Raw genomic sequence first — 19,654 nt, 5'->3', positions numbered from 1 at the left:
AAAATCGGAGGGCCGGGGATGAGCCGGGCCGGCTGGCCGCTGGCTGCGCTGCTTCTGGCATGGCCCGTGGTCCTGCCGGCGCAGGATCTGGCGCCCGAAACCGCCACCCGTCCCGTGGGTCGTGTCGCCGAGACCGTTCCCGAGATCCCGGCCGATGCGTCGGCTGAGATCCCTGTCGCCGAGCTCGCCGGGGCGACGGGCCAACCGCTGACCGTCTCGCGGCCCCGCGCGCGCCTCGCCTCGACAGCGGCCCCGGCCTCGGTGCCAGCGGACGCGCCCGAACCGGTCCCCCCCGCCGCTGTCATCGCCAGCGCCTCGCCGGAGGCGGTCACCACCGCCTCGCGCCCCGAAGAGCGCCCCGCCGCCATCGCCGCCTCATTGGCCCGGTCGCAAGCCGTCTCGGCCCCCGCCGTCCGCACGCCGCCGCCCGCCGACGCGGCGGGGGCCTTGTGCGGCGTGCCGGGGCTCGAAGGTGCGCGCATCGCCCCGGTGAACGGGGCGGGAGCCTGCGGCATCGAGGCCCCGGTCCGCATTACGGCGGTGCATGGCGTGAAGGTCCTGCCGGTGGCGGTGGTCGATTGCGACACGGCGCGGGCCTTGGCCGAATGGGTTGGCCAGTCGGCCAAGCCGGCCTTGTCGGCCACCGGCGGCGGCCTTGCCGTGCTGCGCACCGCCGGAAGCTATGTCTGCCGCTCGCGCAACAACGAACAAGGCGCGCAGCTCTCCGAACACGCTTTCGGCCGCGCCATCGACATCACCGCGCTGGGCCTGCGCGACGGGCGTCAGGTCTCGGTGCAGTCGGACTGGAACAGCCGTGGCGCGGGACCGGCGCTGCGCGATCTGCACAAGGCCGCCTGCGGTCCCTTCGGTACCGTGCTCGGCCCCGACGCCAACGCGGCGCATCGGGACCATTTCCACTTCGATACCGCCTCGAACCGCAGCCCCTACTGCCGTTAGCGCAACAGGGGCGCGGGCCCCAGCGGGATGAAGCCGAGCCGCATCATCCCGTTCGCGAAGGTGATCGGCGCGCTGAGCACGTCGCCTTGGGCCATCGTGCCCAGCGCGCCGCGCAGCAGCGAGGATTCGGCCAGCGGCACGCGCGCTTGCGCCGCGAGATCGAGAAGCGTCTCCCAACCGGTGATCTCCAGCACCACCTCGCCTTCGGGCACGCCGTCGGCGCCGACCTGCAAGGCGCCATTGCCCCGCGCCCTCACCGGGCCCCAGTCGAGCGACAGGTCACTGAGCTCGATGCTTTCGATGCGCGAAGGCGCGCCCGAAAGCGTCAGCGGTGCGTCGAACCCCAGTTCCGCGTCGAGGGTCAGCGCCGCGATCTCGGTAGGCAGGCGGCCCGACGGGTCCCACGCCGCGCGCCACATCTGCGGCACTGCGACATCGGTCGCCTTGGCATAGGCATCATAGCCGTTCACGCCGCCGCTTGCGCGCAGCGCCGCCAGCAAGCTGGCCACGCGGGTCTCCCAGCCTTGCGACGAGGCGACCGCGAGATCGCCGGCCTCGGCGGTGAATTCAGTGAGGGGGAGCGTCTCGCCGATCTCCACCGCGCCAGAGGCGCGCGGCCCCGCGACGGTGATGTCGAGGTCCTGACCCGGGATCGAGACGCGGTGCGTCTCGTCCGCCGCGAGGATCAGCCGGTTCGGCTGATAGCTTTGCGCGACGACCCTAAGCCGCGGGCTCTGCCAGCCGAAGACGCCGTCGGGCGACACCAGCGACAGCTCGCGCAGATCCAGATCGAACCGGTAGGGAAAGCCTTCCGTGCCGTCGGTGGCGTAATCGACCTGCCAGCCCGCTACCCGCAACTCCTGCGTCAGCTCTGCGAGCCGCGCGTCGACGGCGCGGCTGCCCCAGAACCACCAGCCGCCGAAGGCCAGCGCGAGAAGCGCCACGAGAATGAGGATGAATCGCATGTATCTAGGCCCTTTCGCCCGCTCAGGATCGGGTATCTACAGGGGGGCAGCTAGGAGGGCCAGCATGACCGACCAGACTGGGCTTTGGGTTTTCGGCTACGGATCGCTTCTGTGGAATCCGGGCTTCACGCCGCGCGAGGTGGTGGTGGCCCGGCTCGACGGCTGGCACCGCAGCTTTTGCATGTCGTCGATCCACCATCGGGGCACGCCGGAGACGCCGGGCCTCGTGCTGGCGCTCGACCGCGCGCCGGGGTCGGTCTGCACCGGTTTGGCGCTGCGCGCGCCCGAAGCCGAAACCGAGACGGTGATCGCCATGCTGCGCGAACGCGAGCTGGTCTCCTCGGCCTATATCGAGACGCACCAGCCTCTGGCGCTCACCGATGGGCGGGTGGTCGAGGCGCTGACTTATGTGATCGACCCCGCGCATGAGCAATACGTCTCGCTCGATCTCGAAACACAGGCGCGGCGCATCGCGGGGGCGGTGGGCGGGCGCGGGCCCAATGACGAATACCTCTTCAACACCGCCGCGCATCTGACCGAGATGGGCGTGCATGACCCGGATCTCGATTGGCTGGTCGAGCGGGTGAAGACGCTGCGCGCGGGCGGTTGAGAGGCGGCGCCGCCACAGGACGCCGCGCTGCCGTGAAAGGCCATTGGCCTCCTGCCGCCGCGATCCTTATGGTTCACACGTCACAACCACGAGGACATGGCCCCGCATGAGGCAGCCAGAGGCGAAACCGCAATTCTCTCAACCGGTCCGGCAAATCCTGTCGATGCTGCTGGCGCTGGGCCTGGTCGCGGCCGGGCTGGTGCTGGGCTGGGACGTGCTGCGCGGCATCTTCCTGTCGAACCCCTGGCTCAACAGCGCCATCTCGGCCTTCTTCGTGCTGGGCGTGCTGGCCTGCTTCTGGCAGGTGATCGCGCTCATCCGCTCGGTCGGCTGGATCGAGACCTTCGCGCGCCATCCACAGGGCATCGGCCCCGCGCCGGGACTGCTCCTGCCGCTGGCGACACTGCTGCGCTCGCGCGGGCTGCGGCGACACATCTCGCCCGACAGCGCCCGCTCAATCCTCGAATCGGTGGCCCAGCGCATCGACGAGGAGCGCGAGATCACGCGCTACCTCGCGAGCACGCTGATCTTCCTCGGCCTGCTCGGAACGTTCTACGGCCTCGCCACCACGGTGCCGGCCCTCGTCGAGACGATCCGCTCGCTCAACCCCGCCGAGGGCGAAAGCGGCAGCGCGATCTTCGGGCGGCTGCAACAGGGGCTCGAGACGCAGCTCGGCGGCATGGGCACGGCGTTCTCCTCCTCGCTGCTGGGCCTCGCGGGGTCGCTCGTGGTTGGGCTTCTGGAGCTTTTCGCCACGCATGGCCAGAACCGGTTTTACCGCGAGCTTGAGGAATGGCTCTCGACCATCACCCGGCTCGGCTATGCCTCAGGCGACGAACATGCGGGCCAAGGCGGCGACAGCGGGATCCTGGCGCAGATGGTCGAACATCTGGGCGCGCGGATGGAGGGGCTGAGTGCCGCCGTCGGCGCCACGCAGGAGGCGCGGCGCGACGGCGAGACCCGGATCGCGGCGCTGACCGACACGCTGACGCGGATCGCCGAACGCATGGACCCCGAAGGCGAGCGGGCCGCGCTCGAACGCATCGCGGAGGGGCAGGAGCGGGTGCATGAGGCGCTGGTCCGCGCCGCCGAGGGTGGCAATGATAGCGAGACGCGGATGCGCCTGCGCAACATGGACGTGCAGCTTCTGCGCATTCTCGAGGAGATCTCCGCCGGGCGTCAGGAGATGCTGGTCGAGCTGCGCACCGATCTCTCGGGGCTGAGCCGGGTGCTGCGCGAGGCCAACCACCCCGGCGGCCTACGCGCCACGCGCGGCCATCCGGATCTTTGATCCATGGGCCTCAAGCGTCGCAGCTCCAACCGCTTCCAGTCTTCGATCTGGCCGGGCTTCGTCGATGCGATGACCGGCCTGCTTCTGGTGCTGATGTTCGTGCTGACGATTTTCACGGTGATGCAATTCGTGCTGCGCGACACCATCACCGGACAGGAGAGCGAACTCGACGCCTTGGGCGAGGAGGTCGAGCGGCTCGGCGCGGCGCTCGGTTTCGAACGGTCGCGCGCCGCCGAGCGTGACACCGAGATCAGCGGGCTCAGCGACGAGCTGGCGCAGGCGCGCGCGCAGGCCGAGGCGCAGCTCGACCGGATCGCGACGCTCTCGGCCGAGCGCGCGGCGCAAGACGAGGCGCTCGAAGGCGCACGGACGCAAATCACCGATTTCGAGGCGCGGGTCGCGGCACTTCTGGCCGATCGCGCCGAGGCGCGCGACCGGGTCGCCGGGCTCGAACAGGACTTGGACGCCGCCCGCGACCGCGCGGGCGAGGCCGAGGGCGCGCGCGACGCGGCGAACCTCGCGCTGGCTACCGCGCGCGACGAAATCGACGCGCAGGCCGAGGCGGCGCGGTTGGCGGCAGCGCGACGCGAGGCGCTGGAGGCGCTGGTCGCCGATTTGGAGACCGGGGCCGATGCCGCCGCCGAGACGATCGCGGCGCTCGAGGGCGAAAGGGACGAAGACGCCGAACAGATCACCGCGCTCGAGGCCGAGCGGTTGGCCGATGCCGCCGCCGCCGAGCGGTTGCGCGACCGGCTCGAGAACGCGGATGCCGAGCTGTCTGCGATGACGCTGACGCTTGAGGAAAAGCGGCGCGAGGCCGAGGAGACGCTGACGCTTCTGGCCGCCGCCGAGGCCGCGCGCGACGATCTCGACCGGGCGCTCGCCGAGGCGGTCCTTGCCCGCTCCGAGAGCCAGAACGCGCTCACCCGCGCGCTGCGCAGCGGCGAAGGCTCGACGCCCGACTCGCCGCCGCGCTCGATCTGGCGCAGCAGACCGAAACCGAACTGGAGGAGGCCCGCGCGGCATTGGTGCAGGCCGAGGCGGAGACCGAGGATCTTTCGACCCGTCTTGCCGCCGCGCTGGCCGCGCGCGAGGCGGGCGAGGCGGATCTCGACGCGGTGCGGGCCGAATTGGAGGCGGCGCTGGCGGCGGGCGAGACCACGCAGGCCGAGCTGCAATCGCGGCTCGCCGCCGCGGTGCTCGACCGCGACGCGGCCCGCGCCGAGGCCGAGGCCGCGCGCGCCGCCGGAGAAGAGGCCGAGCGGGGCCGAGCCGATCTTGCCGACCGTCTGGCGGCGGCGATCTCGGCGCGCGAGGCCGCCGAAACCCGCGCCGAGACCCTGTCGCAGGATCGCAGCGAGACCGAGCAGGAGCGGGCAGAGATCGAATCGCGTCTGGCGCAGGCCTTGGCCGATCTTGTCGCCGCGCGCGATGAGGCGGAGCGGCAAGGCAGCGAGGCCGAGCGCCGCGCGGCGCTCCTTGCCACGGCCCGGGCCGCGCTGTCGGACGAGGAGGGCGCCTCGGCCGAGGCGCAGCGCCGCATGGCCGCGCTCAACGCGCAGGTCGCGGCGTTGCGCGAGGACTTGGCCGAACTGCGCAGCCTGCTCGGGCGGGCCGAAACCACCGAAGCCGTGGCCGAGGCCGAGATCGAGAATCTGGGTCGGCAGCTCACCACCGCGCTGGCCCGCGCCGCCGCAGAGGAGCGGCGGCGACGCGAACTGGAGGAGGATGAGCGCCTCAGGCTTCAGGAGGAGGCCGAACGCCTCGCCGCCGAGGCGGAGAACCTCGAGCGGTATCGCTCGAACTTCTTCGGCGAGCTGCGTGGCATGCTCGAAGGACAGGAAGGCGTGCGCATCGCGGGCGACCGCTTCGTGTTCTCCTCTGAGGTTCTGTTCGGGCAGGGAGAGGCGACGCTGTCGGAGGTGGGCAAGGCCGAGATCGCCAAGGTGGCCGCGCTGCTGCGTCGGATCGCCGCGGAGATCCCGCCCGGCATCGACTGGGTGATCCGGGTCGATGGTCACACCGACGACATCCCGATCCGGGGCGGTGGCCGCTACAGGGACAACTGGGAGCTGAGCCAAGCCCGCGCGCTTTCGGTCGTGCGCTACATGAGCGAGGAGGAGGGCATCCCGCCCGGCCGCCTCGCCGCCAACGGCTTTGGCGAATACCAGCCGCTCGACCCGGGGGACACGGCGCAGGCGCGCGCGCGCAACCGGCGGATCGAGCTGAAGCTGACCGAGCGGTGAAGGGTCATTCATCCATGTCGAGCGGCACCTGGCGTTCGTCCAGCATTTCGCCGTCGCGGATCAGGCGATCCGCCCCTCATAGCTCCCATCGGTCCAGCCGCCTTCCGGCGCGCGGCGTCCGCTGGCGCGAAACAGCTGCGCCTGCGTCTTGTCGAGCAGCACCTCGTTATCGACCACGACACCGTCGGGCCCCGTCACCGTGAGCCGCATCACATCGCCCTCGCGGCCGCCGAAGGCATAGCCCCAGAGCACCAGCGGCGTGTCGGTCGTGATCTCGGCTACGACCTCCCCGGCCTGAATATCGAACCAGTCGGGCACCCCGGCGGCAAACCCCGCATCGAGCAGCCCGCCCGGCAGGTAGGCCAGCGGCGCTTCCCACAGCGTGTCGGCGGGCGCGGCATCGCCGCAGGTGGCGGTGTCCTCGGGATCGAAGGGGTCGATTTCCTCTCCATCCTTGCGCACCGAAAGATGCAGATGTGGAAACTGGCTCTGTCCCGAAAGCCCGACCGCGCCCAGCCGCGTGCCCGCCTCCACGCGATCGCCCTGCGCCACCGCGATCGAGCCACGCGCCATATGGCAGTACTGCGTCTCCCAGCCGCCCTCGTGGCTGATAGTGACGCCGTTGCCGCAATCGCGCCCCTCCAGCTCCGGCGCGCGTCCCAGCCTTGCAGGATGTCGGGCATCTCGTCACGCAGCCCCAGCACCACGCCGGGAGCGGCGGCGAGGACGTCGACCCCTTCGCGTTGCCGCGCGATCGTTGGCAGCCGGAAATCGGTGCCCTTGTGCGTGTCGTAGCTCAGAGGACCGCAGGTGAAATCGGCGGCCTCGGGGCCGGGATCGGCATCGACATAGTTCTGGATCACGCAGTCCTCGCCGGGAGTGCAGTCGATCGGCAGGGCGAGGCGGAAGGGCGCCTCCTGCGCGAGGATCGCGGTAGGAGCCAAGGCAAGGGCGAAGGCGAAACGGGACATGTGGCGCTCCTTTGAAGCGGGACGACGGGCCGTGGGGCCGGGGCAGGGTGGTGCGGGACAGGGGGGGGGAACCAGAACCTGCGGGGGACCGCACCGGGTCGTGACAAACGAAACGCGCGGCCCCGGGAGGGGGCCGCGCGGCGATTATTGCGTTTCCGTCGAAGTACCGGCTCAGTCGGCAGTGAGCAGCGGCGGGCGGTTGCCGGACAGCCGCTTGGCCCCCGGCTCTTCGAAGCTGAGCACGATCTTGTCATCCTTGACCCCGACCTTCACGAGGCCGCCCTTGGTCAGCTGACCGAACAGAAGCTCCTCGGCGAGCGGCTTTTTGATGTGCTCTTGGATCACACGGCCCAACGGACGCGCGCCCATCTTCTCGTCATAGCCCTTCTCGGCCAGCCACGCGCCCGCTTCGCGGGTGAGTTCGATATGGACGTTGCGGTCCATGAGCTGCGCCTCGAGTTGCAACACGAACTTCTCGACCACCGAGATGATCGTTTCGCGCGCCAGCGGCGCGAAGGAGATCACCGCATCGAGACGATTGCGGAATTCGGGCGTGAAGGTCCGCTCGATCGCGGCCGTGTCCTCGCCCTCGCGCCGCGCCCGGCCAAAGCCGATCGCCTCCTTGGCCTGCTCCGCGGCTCCGGCGTTCGAGGTCATGATTAGAATCACGTTGCGGAAATCCACAGCCCTACCGTTGTGATCGGTCAGCTTGCCGTGGTCCATCACCTGCAGGAGGATGTTGAACACGTCCGGATGCGCCTTCTCGATCTCGTCAAGCAGCAGCACGCAATGCGGATGCTGGTCGACGCCGTCGGTCAGCAGGCCACCCTGATCAAAGCCGACATAGCCCGGAGGCGCACCGATCAAGCGAGAGACCGCGTGCTTCTCCATGTATTCTGACATGTCGAAGCGCAGCATCTCGACGCCGAGCGTGGAGGCGAGCTGCTTGGCCACCTCGGTCTTGCCGACGCCGGTGGGGCCGGCGAAGAGGTAGTTGCCGATCGGCTTTTCCGGCTCGCGCAGCCCGGCGCGGGCCAGTTTGATCGCCGAGGACAGGGCCGTGATCGCGTCGTCCTGCCCGAACACCACGCGCTTGAGCGCGGGTTCGAGATCCTTGAGTACCTCGGCGTCGTCCTTGGAGACGTTCTTGGGCGGGATGCGGGCGATCTTGGCGATGACGGCCTCGATTTCCTTGGCGCCGATGGTCTTGCGCCGCTTGCTCTCGGTCACGAGATGCTGCGCGGCACCGGCCTCGTCGATCACGTCGATCGCCTTGTCGGGCAGCTTGCGGTCGTTGATGTAGCGGGCCGACAGTTCCACCGCCATCTTGATCGCGTCGGCGGTGTACTTAATCTGGTGGTGATCCTCGAAATAGGGCTTGAGGCCCTTGAGGATCTTCACCGCATCCTCGACCGAAGGCTCGTTCACGTCGATCTTCTGAAACCGGCGCGACAGGGCGCGGTCCTTCTCGAAGTGCTGGCGGAACTCCTTGTAGGTGGTCGAGCCCATGCAGCGCAGCTTGCCGCCCTGAAGCGCGGGCTTCAGCAGGTTGGAGGCGTCCATCGCGCCGCCAGAGGTGGCGCCCGCACCGATCACGGTGTGAATCTCGTCGATGAAGAGCACCGCGTCGGCGTGGTTCTCCATCTCGGTCATCACCGCCTTGAGCCGCTCTTCGAAATCGCCGCGATAGCGGGTACCGGCCAGAAGCGCGCCCATGTCGAGGCTATAGATCGTGGCCTCGGAGAGCACCTCGGGCACCGCGCCCTCGACGATCTTCCAGGCGAGGCCCTCGGCGATGGCGGTCTTGCCGACACCGGGATCGCCCACCAGCAGCGGGTTGTTCTTGCGACGGCGGCACAGCACCTGAATGCAGCGCTCGACCTCATGCTCGCGACCGATCAGCGGATCGACGTCGCCCTTGCGCGACTTGGCATTGAGATCGACGCAGTATTTCGCCAGCGCGCTGTCCTTTTCCTCGCTCGACCCACCGGCCGAAGCGGTCTCGCCCTCGTCGTCCTTTTCGGTGGCGCCGGTGATGGGACGGCTTTCGCCGAAGGCCGGGTCCTTGGCCTGCCCATGCGCGATGAAGTTGACCGCATCGTAGCGGGTCATGTCCTGCTCCTGCAGGAAATAGGCGGCATTGCTCTCGCGCTCGGCAAAGATCGCGACGAGCACGTTGGCGCCGGTAACCTCGGTGCGGCCCGAGGATTGAACATGGATCGCGGCGCGCTGGATCACGCGCTGGAATGCGGCGGTGGGCACGGCTTCGGAGCCGTCCACGTCGGTGACGAGGGTGGAGAGATCATCCTCGATGAAATCCTCGAGCGACTTGCGCAGCTCTTCGAGATCGACGGCGCAGGCACGCATCACGCGCGCGGCGTCGGGCTCCTCGATCAAGGCCAGCAGCAGGTGCTCGAGGGTCGCGAGTTCGTGGCGGCGGGCATTGGCCAGAGCCAGCGCCGCATGGATGGACTGCTCGAGAGTGGTCGAAAAAGACGGCACGATGATGTGCTCCTCTGATCGGGGGTCCGGGCGGTAGGTAGCCCCGCCATGACCGTGGCCTCTGTAGTTAAAGATCGGGTTTATCGGCCGCGCTTCAAGTTAAAACATGCAAAAACACCCCCCGAAGGCCGCTACGTCACGGAGCTGTGTTCTTTGCATGTCTCCGGCTTCGGTTCCGTGACACCCCTGCCGCGAAATGGATCAGAAGCGATCCTTCCTGCGCCGTATTTCCGCAAAGACCTCTGCCGCGGGCTCACCTTCGAGGCTCATCGCCCGTTGCAGCTCGGGCAGGTCGGCGCGCAGGAAGGGGTTCGTCGCGCGTTCCTCCGAGAGCTGCGAAGGCACCGTCGCATGGCCTTCGGCGCGCGCCTTGTCGATCGCATGGGCGCGGTCGCGCAGTGCGGCGTTGTCCGGCTCGATGGTCAGGGCGAAACGGGCGTTGGTCTGGGTGTATTCGTGCCCCGAGCAGATCAACGTGTGACCCGGCAGATCACGCAGGCGGCGCAGCGAATCCCACATCTGCTCGGCGCTGCCCTCGAAAAGCCGCCCGCAGCCCATCGCCATCAGGCTGTCGGCGGTGAAGGCTATCTCGCTTCGCGGCAGGTGGAATGCGACATGGCCCAGCGTGTGGCCCGGCACGTCGATCACCTCGACCGGCTCGTTCAACACCTCGATCACCTCGCCCGGCGCGACCGCGAGGTCGAGCGGCGGCAGGCGATGCGCGTCGGCGCGCGCGCCGATCACCCGTGCCTCACCGCGCAGCTCGGCCAGTCCCGCGACGTGGTCGTCATGGTGATGCGTGATCAGGATGTCGGAAAGCATCCAGCCATGCGCGCCGAGCGCGGCGCGAATGGGCGCGGCTTCCGGTGCATCGACGAGAGCGGTACGGCCGCTCTGCGCGTCATGCAGCAGGTAGGCATAGTTGTCCGAGAGGCACGCGACGGTGAGAAGTTCGAGAGGCATGGCGGCACCCGTGGTTTGGTTGCTATGGTAACACGAAGCTAGACCTATGGCCGTCACCGGCCCGTGATTTCTGACCCAAGGACCGCAGGCCCTCAATGCATCTGGACGTGCTCGACCTGCGCAACTTCTATTATCGCAGCGCGCTGGGCCGCGCGGCCCAGAAGGTGATCCGCGACCAGCTGGTCGAATGGTGGCCGGTTTCGCATGTGCAGGGGCAGACGGTGGTGGGCTATGGCTTTGCCGTGCCGCTTCTGCGCCCCTATCTGCCCGATGCGCGGCGGGTGATCGGGCTGATGCCGGGGCCCCAGGGCGTGATGCCCTGGCCCGCGGGGCAGCCCAACGTCTCGGTCCTGTGCGAGGAGACGCTCTGGCCGTTGCGCACCGGGCAGGCGGACCGGCTGGTGCTGATGCACGGGCTCGAGACCTCCGAGCATGCGGGCGCGCTTCTGGAGGAGTGTTGGCGCAGCCTCGGTCCGGGGGGGCGGGCGGTGTTCGTGGTCCCAAACCGCGCGGGCCTGTGGTCGCGCTCGGACGCCACGCCCTTTGGCTATGGCCGCCCTTATTCTTTGGGCCAGCTCGAAGCGCAGCTGCGCCGGCACCGCTTCGTCACCGAGCGGGCGATCTCGGCGCTGTACCGACCGCCGAGCCTGCGGCGCGGCTGGCGCCGCTCGGCGGCGTTTCTCGAAAGAGCGGGTCGCCACATGCAGATCCTCAACGCGGGCGGCGTGCTGATGATCGAGGCCTCCAAGCAGGTGACGGCGCCCAGTCGTCCGGGGCTGACCTCGGCGGTCAAGCGCCCCTTGCGCGTGCTCGAGGGGATCGGCGCGCCGGTGCCCGAGCCGTCGCGCCGACGCTGAGCCGGACCGCGCGCGCCAAGCCCTTTGGCGCATGGGCAAATTGTCACACCCCCCGCCTCCCTGCGACCATGAGCCGGGAGGGGGGCATCGCGGGTCTCAAGGCGGTTGCGACACCCGAACCGCTCTGCTACATCGCCCCTGATTTTGACGGCCTTCGCCCGCGCGAGGGCCTTGCAAGCTGCCCGACCGCCGCCTGTCTTCTCAAGGCGCGGGATCGCCGGGCCCAAGACTGCGGAAGGGTGGACGTGTCCGAACCAGCATCGATCTCAACCGGCATTGCCCAGCGCTATGCCACGGCCGTGTTCGACCTGGCGCGGGAAGGCGATGATCTCGCCGCCCTGACGTCGGATGTCGACGCGCTGCGGGCCGCGCTGTCCGAAAGCGCGGAGTTCCGCGACCTGATCTCCTCGCCGGTCTACAGCCGCGACGACCAGGGCCGGGCCATTGCCGCGATCGCCCAGAAGATGGGGCTGACCGGGACCACCACCAACGTGCTGGGGCTCATGGCCTCCAAGCGCCGCCTCTTCGTGCTGCCGCAGATGCTGCGCGCGCTCGATGAGAAGCTGGCCGAGGCGCGCGGCGAGGTGACCGCCGACGTGACCACCGCCAAGGCGCTCAGCGACAAGCAGAAGACCGCGCTGGCCGCCGCTCTCAAGCAGAGCGCGGGCCGCGAGGTGAAGATCAATCAGACCGTGGATGAAAGCCTCATCGGCGGTCTCGTCGTCAAGCTGGGCTCGAAGATGATCGACACCTCGATCCGCTCGAAGCTCCAGGCACTCCAGAACACCATGAAAGAGGTCGGATAATGGCGATCCAAGCTGCGGAAATCTCCGCGATCCTGAAGGACCAGATCAAGAATTTCGGCCAGGAGGCCGAGGTCGCCGAGGTCGGTCGCGTGCTCTCCGTTGGTGACGGCATCGCCCGTGTCCACGGCCTCGACAACGTCCAGGCCGGCGAGATGGTCGAGTTTCCCGGCGGCATCCAGGGCATGGCGCTGAACCTCGAGACCGACAACGTCGGCTGCGTGATCTTCGGCTCCGACCGCGACATCAAGGAAGGTGACGTCGTCAAGCGCACCAACTCGATCGTGGACGTGCCCGCCGGCATGGGCCTTCTGGGCCGCGTCGTGGACGGCCTTGGCAACCCGCTCGACGGCAAGGGTCCGATCGACTCGACGGAGCGCCGCGTCGCCGACGTCAAGGCGCCGGGAATCATCCCGCGCAAATCCGTGCACGAGCCGATGCCGACCGGCCTCAAGTCGATCGACGCCATGATCCCGATCGGCCGTGGCCAGCGCGAGCTGATCATCGGCGACCGCCAGACCGGCAAGACCGCCGTGGCGCTCGACACCGTGCTCAACCAGAAGAGCTACAACGACGCCGCAGGCTCCGACGAGAGCAAGAAGCTCTACTGCATCTACGTCGCGATCGGCCAGAAGCGTTCGACCGTGGCGCAGCTGGTGAAGAAGCTCGAAGAAACCGGCGCGATCGAATATTCGATCGTCGTGGCGGCCACTGCCTCCGACCCGGCCCCGATGCAGTTCCTGGCCCCCTATGCCGCGACCGCCATGGCCGAGTATTTCCGTGACAACGGCAAGCACGCGCTCATCATCTATGATGACCTGTCCAAGCAGGCCGTGTCGTACCGCCAGATGTCGCTGCTGCTGCGCCGCCCGCCGGGCCGCGAAGCCTATCCGGGCGACGTGTTCTACCTCCACTCGCGCCTGCTCGAGCGTTCGGCCAAGCTCAACGAGGATCACGGCGCCGGTTCGCTGACCGCGCTGCCGATCATCGAAACGCAAGGCGGCGACGTGTCGGCCTTCATCCCGACCAACGTGATCTCGATCACCGACGGCCAGATCTTCCTCGAGACCGAACTGTTCTACCAGGGCATCCGTCCCGCGGTGAACACCGGCCTCTCGGTGTCGCGCGTCGGCTCCTCGGCCCAGACCAACTCGATGAAGTCGGTCGCCGGCCCGGTGAAGCTCGAGCTCGCCCAGTATCGCGAGATGGCCGCCTTCGCGCAGTTCGGCTCCGACCTCGACGCCTCGACCCAGCAGCTGCTGAACCGTGGCGCGCGCCTGACCGAACTGATGAAGCAGCCGCAGTACTCGCCGCTGACCAACGCCGAGATCGTCTGCGTGATCTTCGCGGGCACCCAGGGCTATCTCGACAAGATCGCCGTCAAGAATGTCGGTCGCTTCGAGCAAGGTCTCCTGAAGCACCTGCGCACCAATGATCGCGAGCTGCTCGACTGGATCACCAACGAGGACCCGAAGATCAAGGGCGATGCCGAGGCGCGTATCCGCAAGTCGATCGATGCGTTCGCCAAGGACTTCGCCTGAAACCAGCCACGGACTTAGGGAGGCTGGCCGATGCCTAGTCTGAAGGACCTCAAGAACCGGATCGCGTCGGTCAAATCGACCCGCAAGATCACCAAGGCGATGCAGATGGTCGCGGCGGCAAAGCTCCGTCGCGCCCAGGACGCCGCCGAAGCGGCGCGGCCCTATGCCGAGCGGTTCGACGCCGTGATGGCCGGGCTCGCCTCGTCCGTGGGCGGCTCCGACGGTGCGCCCCGCCTGCTTGCCGGAACCGGCAAGCAGGACGTGCATCTGCTCGTCGTCATGACCGCCGAGCGCGGGCTCTGCGGCGGCTTCAACGGCTCGATCGCGCGCAAGGCGCGGATCCGGGCCAGCGAGCTGCTGGCGCAGGGAAAGACGGTGAAGATCCTCACCGTCGGAAAGAAGGGCCGTGAGATGCTGCGCCGCGATTACGGCCAGTACTTCGTGGGTCACGTCGACCTCACGGACGTCAAGCGCGTGGGCTATGCCAATGCGCAGGACATCGCGCGCGACGTGCTCGGACGCTTCGACGCGGACGAGTTCGACGTGGCGACGATCTTCTACGCGCGGTTCCAGAACGTGATCACCCAGATCCCGACCGCGCAGCAGATCATCCCGGCCCATTTCGAGGGCGGGGAGGAGGCCGACACGGCGCTTTACGACTACGAACCCGGCGAGGAGGAGATCCTCGCGGATCTGCTGCCGCGCGGCGTGGCGACGCAGATCTTCGCGGCGCTGCTCGAGAACGCGGCCTCCGAACAGGGTGCCCGGATGAGCGCGATGGACAACGCGACCCGCAACGCGGGCGAGATGATCGACAAGCTGACGATCGAGTACAACCGATCCCGTCAGGCGGTCATCACCAACGAGCTGATCGAAATCATTTCGGGCGCCGAAGCGCTCTAAAGAGAGAACCGGAGTACAACACATGGCAGCAGCACAAGGCAAAGTGACCCAGGTCATCGGCGCCGTCGTGGACGTGCAGTTCGGGGATCACCTTCCGGAGATCCTCAACGCCCTGACCACGGAAAACAACGGCAAGAAGCTGGTTCTCGAAGTGGCCCAGCACCTTGGCGAAAACACCGTCCGCACCATCGCGATGGACGCAACCGAGGGTCTCGTCCGCGGTGCGGCCGTGCTCGACACCGGCAAGCCGATCTCGGTGCCCGTGGGCAACGCGACGCTGGGGCGCATCCTCAACGTCATCGGCGAGCCGATCGACGAGAAGGGCCCGGTCGAGGCGACCGAGACCCGTCCGATCCATGCCGACGCGCCGACCTTCGCCGAGCAGTCGACCTCCTCGGAGATCCTCGTCACCGGCATCAAGGTGATCGACCTGCTCGCCCCCTACGCCAAGGGCGGCAAGATCGGCCTGTTCGGCGGCGCCGGGGTGGGCAAGACCGTGCTCATCATGGAGCTGATCAACAACATCGCGAAGGTGCACTCGGGCTATTCCGTGTTCGCCGGGGTGGGCGAGCGGACCCGTGAGGGCAACGACCTCTACCACGAGATGATCGAATCCAACGTCATCAAGCCCGACGCGCTTGGCGAGAGCCAAGTGGCCCTCGTCTACGGCCAGATGAACGAGCCGCCGGGTGCGCGTGCCCGCGTCGCCCTGACCGGTCTGACTTTGGCCGAGCAGTTCCGCGACCAGTCCGGCACCGACGTGCTGTTCTTCGTCGACAACATCTTCCGCTTCACCCAGGCGGGTTCCGAGGTGTCGGCGCTTCTGGGCCGCATCCCCTCGGCCGTGGGCTACCAGCCGACGCTGGCCACCGACATGGGCGCGCTGCAGGAGCGGATCACCTCGACCAAAAACGGCTCGATCACGTCCGTGCAGGCGATCTACGTGCCCGCCGACGACCTGACCGACCCGGCGCCGGCGACCTCGTTCGCGCACCTCGACGCGACCACGGTTCTCAACCGCGCGATCTCCGAACTCGGCATCTATCCGGCCGTGGACCCGCTCGACTCGACCTCGCGCCTGATGGACCCCTCCGTCGTGGGCGAAGAGCACTACCAGGTGGCACGTGACGTGCAGGGCATCCTGCAGCGCTACAAGTCGCTTCAGGACATCATCGCCATCCTCGGGATGGACGAGCTGTCGGAAGAGGACAAGCTGACCGTGGCCCGCGCTCGGAAGATCCAGCGCTTCCTGTCGCAGCCCTTCGACGTGGCCAAGGTGTTCACCGGTTCGGACGGCGTTCAGGTGCCGCTCGAGGAGACCATCTCCTCGTTCAAGGCGGTGGTTGCCGGTGAGTACGACCACCTGCCCGAATCGGCCTTCTACATGGTCGGTGGCATCGAGGACGTGAAGGCCAAGGCCGAGAAAATGGCCGCCGCGGCGGCCTGATAGGAGGGCTTCATGGCCGACACGCTGCAATTCGACCTGGTCAGCCCGGAACGGAAGCTCGCTTCCGTGACGGCGACCGAGGTGCGCATTCCGGGCACCGATGGTGACCTGACGGCGATGGCGGGCCACACGCCCACCATCACCACCCTGCGGCCCGGCCTGTTGCAGGTCGTGCATCAGGGCGGCACCGATGACTACGTGATCTCCGGTGGTTTTGCCGAGATCGGCCCCGACAGCGTCTCCGTGCTGGCCGAGCGCGCGCATCCGCGCGGCGAGGTCACGCAGGAGGTTTATGAGGGGATGGTCGAGGAGTTCGCCTCGGCGCATCGCGACGCGCAGACCAGGTTCGAGAACGAGCCGGGTCCGGTGGACGATACGGCGAAGCTACTCGCCGACATGGTCGCCGTTGGCACGCATATCGGGCTCGATCCGAAACAGTCCAATTTCTGAGAAATTGGAGCGCTTCGACACAAAGGCCCCGCATTCGCGGGGCCTTTGGCGTTATGGGGGAAGGGTGCGATGATGCAGCATATCCAAGGAAATTTCGGCATCGACCAAGGCGAGGTGATGCCGTTTTCGCATTTCGAGAATGACGGACCGATGTGGTCAGGCACGGGAGAGCGCGAGGTTTGTCACAGGGTCACATTCGCCGTGCCCTTCGCGCGGCCGCCCGTCGTGCATGTCAGCGTCACCATGTGGGATCTGGCGGCGGAAGTGGCGGCGCGGCTCGATATCCGATCGCAGAAGATCGATCAGGAAGGGTTCACGCTCAGGGTCGGAACATGGAGCGACAGCCGGATCGCTCGGCTGCGCGTGTCGTGGCTGGCCTTCGGCGCCTGCCGGGATGACGATATGTGGGAGATCGGCTGACCGAAGCGTCGCGCCAAACCTGGATCAGGCGAGGTTCCGGTGCGGACCCATGCGATGCAGTGCCCTGAGCGCCGGCACGAGGAACACGAAGGCCAGAGCCGAGATGGGGCCCGAGGCAATCCACAGGGCCAACCCGCTGAGAAGCGGCAAGGCCCCTGTCGCGACCGAAATCACGGCGACGGCAAACCCGACAAGGCTCCCGAGAAGAATGAAGATCGTGCCCATGTGCTTCCTCCTGCGCTGTTCCTCGACCTTCGCGGCTGATTCCGGCAGCAATGTGGCCGAGAAACGCTGTGTCGGTGATCATAGCGTGGCTAAGCTTGCACGGGAATAAATAGACAGGTCTAGACAACTGGAGAGCACAGCGTGACGAAAACGCCCCGGATGCGGCTGCATCCGGGGCATAAATCCTCTGCGCCAGAGCGCGAAGGAATCAGGCGAGCTTCAGGTTGATCGCCGATTCGCGGCCGTCGCGGCCGGATTCGATGTCGAAGCTGACTTTCTGGTCGTCACGCAGGCCGGTGAGGCCCGAACGCTCGACGGCCGAGATGTGGACGAAGACGTCCTTGCTGCCGCCATCGGGAGCAATGAAGCCGAAGCCTTTGGTGGTGTTGAACCATTTCACGGTGCCAGTGGCCATCGTGTGATCTCCTGTCATGCGCTGCCCACGAAACTGCGGCAGCCCGGCTTGGTCAGTGTCGCATCGAGAGAACTGCAGCCAGTGACGGAGAACAGTGGTCGAGGGAATAACGTTCGCAAGGGGCCGTATGGGGCCGCGCGGTCGCGATGGCAAGATATTTCGCCATGCCCGATGCGACTGGCGGATCACCGCCGAACGGCGATCGTGGCCCGGCCATGACGACCGCCCGCAACCCAAAATGAGAGGCCAGGGCCGAATCGGTCGCCGCCGCGAGGCCGGTCGGGGCGCCGAGCGCGCGGCCCGACCGGGGAGGGCGGGGGGCTTGCCCCGCCCCGTTATCTCAGCGGGTGAACTTCTTGAACTTGACCCGCTTGGGTTCCAGCGCGTCGGCCCCGAGGCGGCGCTTCTTGTCCTCCTCATAATCGGCGAAGTTGCCTTGGAACCATTCGACATGCGCCTCGCCCTCGAAGGCGAGGATGTGGGTGCAGATCCGGTCGAGGAAGAAGCGGTCGTGGCTGATCACCACGGCGCAGCCCGCGAAATCCACGAGCGCGTCCTCGAGTGCACGCAGCGTCTCGACGTCGAGGTCGTTGGTCGGCTCGTCGAGGAGCAGCACGTTGCCGCCATCCTTCAAAAGCCGCGCCATGTGCACGCGGTTGCGCTCGCCGCCCGAGAGCAGGCTCACCTTCTTCTGCTGGTCGCCGCCCTTGAAGTTGAAGGCCCCGCAATAGGCGCGGGAGTTCATCGAAGCGTCGCCAAGCTCGATCACCTCGGCGCCGCCCGAGATCGCCTCCCAGACGGTGGCGTCGGGCTCCAGATCGTCGCGGCTCTGGTCGACATAGGAAAGCTTGACCGTGTCGCCATACTCGATGCTGCCCTCGTCGGGCTGTTCCTGCCCGGTCAGCATCTTGAACAGGGTCGATTTGCCGGCACCGTTAGGGCCGATCACGCCGACGATGCCGCCCGGCGGCAGCGAGAATTCCAGATCTTCGATCAGAAGCTTGTCGCCCATCGCCTTCTTGAGGCCTTCGACCTCGATCACCTTGCCGCCCAGACGCGGGCCGTTGGGGATAACGATCTGCGCCTTGCCGACGCGCTCGCGCTCGGACTGGCTCGCCAGCTCGTTATAGGCGGTGATGCGGGCCTTGGACTTGGCCTGACGGGCCTTCTGGCCCTGGCGCATCCATTCGAGTTCGCGCTGCAGCGTGTTCTGCTTGGACTTGTCCTCGCGCGCCTCCTGCTCCAGCCGCTTGGCCTTCTGCTCAAGCCAGGACGAATAGTTGCCCTCGTAGGGGATGCCCCGGCCGCGATCGAGCTCGAGGATCCACGAGGTGATGTCGTCGAGGAAGTAGCGGTCGTGGGTCACGACGAGGATCGTGCCCTTGTATTCGATCAGGTGGTTCTGCAGCCAGGCGATCGTCTCGGCGTCGAGGTGGTTGGTCGGCTCGTCGAGGAGCAGCATCTCGGGCGCTTCGAGCAGCAGCTTGCACAGCGCCACGCGGCGCGCTTCGCCACCCGAAAGGGTGGTGACGTCGGCGTCGTCGGGCGGGCAGCGCAGCGCTTCCATGGCGACATCGATCTGCGCGTCGAGATCCCACAGGTTCTGCGCGTCGATATCGTCCTGAAGCTGCGCCATCTCTTCGGCGGTCTCGTCCGAGTAGTTCATGGCCAGATCGTTGTAGCGATCGAGCACCGCCTTCTTGGCGGCGACGCCTTCCATCACGTTCTCGCGGACGGTCTTGGTCTCGTCGAGCTTGGGCTCCTGCGGCAGGTAGCCGACGCGCGCACCCTCGGCGGCCCAGGCCTCGCCCTGAAAATCCTTGTCGATCCCGGCCATGATCTTGAGCAGGGTGGACTTACCCGCGCCGTTGACGCCGACCACGCCGATCTTCACGCCGGGCAGGAAGTTCAGCCGGATGTTCTCGAATGTCTTCTTGCCGCCGGGATAGGTCTTGGAGACACCATCCATGTGATAGACGTACTGGTAGCTGGCCATCGGGGCTCTCCTGTCTGCGATCGGCCCCCCTCATACGCCCGGCGACGCCGCGTAGCAATCAAGACCCGCGCGGAACCGCCCCAAGCGCGATG

Annotated in this window: 17 protein-coding genes and 1 pseudogene; 11 read left to right on the top strand and 7 right to left on the bottom strand. The window is 67.5% G+C overall.

Annotated elements, in window-relative coordinates; all coding sequences use genetic code 11:
• On the top strand, positions 1-957 hold a 957-nt coding region (locus MBELCI_RS21245; protein WP_235047582.1), incomplete at its 5' end, for an extensin-like domain-containing protein.
• On the opposite strand, the gene MBELCI_RS06760 is transcribed toward MBELCI_RS21245, so the two are convergent.
• Positions 954-1,922 (bottom strand): DUF2125 domain-containing protein, encoded by a 969-nt coding sequence (locus tag MBELCI_RS06760; protein ID WP_021693419.1) that lies wholly within the window; start codon positions 1,920-1,922, stop codon positions 954-956. The two genes, MBELCI_RS21245 and MBELCI_RS06760, sit on opposite strands and share 4 nt — an antisense overlap.
• 64 nt (positions 1,923-1,986) lie before the next feature.
• Between MBELCI_RS06760 and MBELCI_RS06755 the strand changes: the two genes are divergently transcribed.
• From MBELCI_RS06755 to MBELCI_RS22910, 3 genes and pseudogenes are all read left to right on the top strand, one after another.
• Positions 1,987-2,532, top strand: coding sequence for a gamma-glutamylcyclotransferase (locus tag MBELCI_RS06755; RefSeq protein ID WP_021693418.1), 546 nt, complete (start codon positions 1,987-1,989; stop codon positions 2,530-2,532).
• Between the two features lie 106 nt (positions 2,533-2,638).
• Positions 2,639-3,823 (top strand): hypothetical protein, encoded by a 1,185-nt coding sequence (locus MBELCI_RS06750; RefSeq protein ID WP_021693417.1) that lies wholly within the window; start codon positions 2,639-2,641, stop codon positions 3,821-3,823.
• A gap of 3 nt (positions 3,824-3,826) precedes the next feature.
• A pseudogene (locus tag MBELCI_RS22910) lies at positions 3,827-6,069 on the top strand (peptidoglycan -binding protein).
• 60 nt (positions 6,070-6,129) lie between these two features.
• Here MBELCI_RS22910 and MBELCI_RS21505 read toward each other — a convergent pair.
• The 3 genes from MBELCI_RS21505 to gloB all read right to left on the bottom strand — a co-directional run bounded on the left by MBELCI_RS21505 (position 6,130) and on the right by gloB (position 10,505).
• Entirely contained in the window at positions 6,130-6,642 is a 513-nt protein-coding gene (locus MBELCI_RS21505) for a M23 family metallopeptidase (protein ID WP_235047581.1), read from the bottom strand.
• A 569-nt stretch (positions 6,643-7,211) separates the two neighbouring features.
• Positions 7,212-9,542, bottom strand: a complete 2,331-nt coding sequence (gene clpA, locus MBELCI_RS06730; protein WP_021693413.1) for an ATP-dependent Clp protease ATP-binding subunit ClpA — start codon at positions 9,540-9,542, stop codon at positions 7,212-7,214.
• A 201-nt stretch (positions 9,543-9,743) separates the two neighbouring features.
• A complete protein-coding gene (gene gloB, locus MBELCI_RS06725; protein ID WP_021693412.1) occupies positions 9,744-10,505 on the bottom strand; it encodes a hydroxyacylglutathione hydrolase in 762 nt (253 codons plus the stop codon).
• Positions 10,506-10,600: 95 nt separating this feature from the next.
• On the opposite strand from gloB, the gene MBELCI_RS06720 reads away from it, so the two are divergent.
• The 7 genes from MBELCI_RS06720 to MBELCI_RS06690 all read left to right on the top strand — a co-directional run bounded on the left by MBELCI_RS06720 (position 10,601) and on the right by MBELCI_RS06690 (position 16,926).
• Entirely contained in the window at positions 10,601-11,362 is a 762-nt protein-coding gene (locus tag MBELCI_RS06720; protein WP_021693411.1) for a class I SAM-dependent methyltransferase, read from the top strand.
• Between the two features lie 239 nt (positions 11,363-11,601).
• Entirely contained in the window at positions 11,602-12,168 is a 567-nt protein-coding gene (locus MBELCI_RS06715; protein ID WP_021693410.1) for a F0F1 ATP synthase subunit delta, read from the top strand.
• Positions 12,168-13,706: a F0F1 ATP synthase subunit alpha gene (atpA, locus tag MBELCI_RS06710; RefSeq protein ID WP_021693409.1), complete on the top strand. Its 1,539-nt coding sequence runs from the start codon at positions 12,168-12,170 to the stop codon at positions 13,704-13,706. Before MBELCI_RS06715 ends, atpA begins: the two co-directional genes overlap by 1 nt.
• A 30-nt stretch (positions 13,707-13,736) precedes the next feature.
• Positions 13,737-14,609 carry a F0F1 ATP synthase subunit gamma gene (locus tag MBELCI_RS06705; RefSeq protein WP_021693408.1) on the top strand — a complete coding sequence of 291 codons (873 nt, stop codon included), beginning with the start codon at positions 13,737-13,739 and terminating at the stop codon, positions 14,607-14,609.
• 22 nt (positions 14,610-14,631) lie between these two features.
• Entirely contained in the window at positions 14,632-16,056 is a 1,425-nt protein-coding gene (gene atpD, locus MBELCI_RS06700; protein WP_021693407.1) for a F0F1 ATP synthase subunit beta, read from the top strand.
• Between the two features lie 12 nt (positions 16,057-16,068).
• Positions 16,069-16,506 (top strand): F0F1 ATP synthase subunit epsilon, encoded by a 438-nt coding sequence (locus MBELCI_RS06695; protein WP_021693406.1) that lies wholly within the window; start codon positions 16,069-16,071, stop codon positions 16,504-16,506.
• Positions 16,507-16,575: 69 nt separating this feature from the next.
• On the top strand, positions 16,576-16,926 hold the full coding sequence (locus tag MBELCI_RS06690) for an H-type lectin domain-containing protein (RefSeq protein ID WP_021693405.1): 351 nt from the start codon (positions 16,576-16,578) through the stop codon (positions 16,924-16,926).
• Positions 16,927-16,950: 24 nt separating this feature from the next.
• Here MBELCI_RS06690 and MBELCI_RS06685 read toward each other — a convergent pair whose 3' ends face one another.
• From MBELCI_RS06685 to ettA, 3 genes are all read right to left on the bottom strand, one after another.
• Positions 16,951-17,151, bottom strand: coding sequence for a hypothetical protein (locus tag MBELCI_RS06685; protein ID WP_021693404.1), 201 nt, complete (start codon positions 17,149-17,151; stop codon positions 16,951-16,953).
• Positions 17,152-17,359: 208 nt separating this feature from the next.
• Entirely contained in the window at positions 17,360-17,566 is a 207-nt protein-coding gene (locus MBELCI_RS06680) for a cold-shock protein (RefSeq protein ID WP_021693403.1), read from the bottom strand.
• 340 nt (positions 17,567-17,906) lie between these two features.
• The gene (gene ettA, locus MBELCI_RS06675) at positions 17,907-19,562 is read right to left on the bottom strand and encodes an energy-dependent translational throttle protein EttA (protein WP_021693402.1); all 1,656 of its coding nucleotides are present in this window, start codon (positions 19,560-19,562) and stop codon (positions 17,907-17,909) included.
• Positions 19,563-19,654: the final 92 nt, after the last annotated feature.

Source organism: Limimaricola cinnabarinus LL-001, assembly GCF_000466965.1.
In the GTDB taxonomy this organism is placed as follows: domain Bacteria; phylum Pseudomonadota; class Alphaproteobacteria; order Rhodobacterales; family Rhodobacteraceae; genus Limimaricola; species Limimaricola cinnabarinus.
The sequence above is the reverse complement of the archived record's forward strand: the minus strand, read 5'-3'. Positions and strand labels throughout refer to the sequence as shown.

What these genes read in the sequence shown, in the direction of transcription:
- atpA (WP_021693409.1), top strand. Translation starts at nt 12,168, where the DNA reads ATGGCGATCCAAGCTGCGGAAATCTCCGCGATCCTGAAGGACCAGATC.
- MBELCI_RS21505 (WP_235047581.1), bottom strand. Translation starts at nt 6,642, where the DNA reads ATGGCGCGTGGCTCGATCGCGGTGGCGCAGGGCGATCGCGTGGAGGCG.
- MBELCI_RS06695 (WP_021693406.1), top strand. Translation starts at nt 16,069, where the DNA reads ATGGCCGACACGCTGCAATTCGACCTGGTCAGCCCGGAACGGAAGCTC.
- MBELCI_RS06750 (WP_021693417.1), top strand. Translation starts at nt 2,639, where the DNA reads ATGAGGCAGCCAGAGGCGAAACCGCAATTCTCTCAACCGGTCCGGCAA.
- MBELCI_RS06685 (WP_021693404.1), bottom strand. Translation starts at nt 17,151, where the DNA reads ATGGGCACGATCTTCATTCTTCTCGGGAGCCTTGTCGGGTTTGCCGTC.
- MBELCI_RS06705 (WP_021693408.1), top strand. Translation starts at nt 13,737, where the DNA reads ATGCCTAGTCTGAAGGACCTCAAGAACCGGATCGCGTCGGTCAAATCG.
- MBELCI_RS06690 (WP_021693405.1), top strand. Translation starts at nt 16,576, where the DNA reads ATGATGCAGCATATCCAAGGAAATTTCGGCATCGACCAAGGCGAGGTG.
- MBELCI_RS06680 (WP_021693403.1), bottom strand. Translation starts at nt 17,566, where the DNA reads ATGGCCACTGGCACCGTGAAATGGTTCAACACCACCAAAGGCTTCGGC.
- gloB (WP_021693412.1), bottom strand. Translation starts at nt 10,505, where the DNA reads ATGCCTCTCGAACTTCTCACCGTCGCGTGCCTCTCGGACAACTATGCC.
- atpD (WP_021693407.1), top strand. Translation starts at nt 14,632, where the DNA reads ATGGCAGCAGCACAAGGCAAAGTGACCCAGGTCATCGGCGCCGTCGTG.
- ettA (WP_021693402.1), bottom strand. Translation starts at nt 19,562, where the DNA reads ATGGCCAGCTACCAGTACGTCTATCACATGGATGGTGTCTCCAAGACC.
- MBELCI_RS06720 (WP_021693411.1), top strand. Translation starts at nt 10,601, where the DNA reads ATGCATCTGGACGTGCTCGACCTGCGCAACTTCTATTATCGCAGCGCG.
- MBELCI_RS06755 (WP_021693418.1), top strand. Translation starts at nt 1,987, where the DNA reads ATGACCGACCAGACTGGGCTTTGGGTTTTCGGCTACGGATCGCTTCTG.
- MBELCI_RS06760 (WP_021693419.1), bottom strand. Translation starts at nt 1,922, where the DNA reads ATGCGATTCATCCTCATTCTCGTGGCGCTTCTCGCGCTGGCCTTCGGC.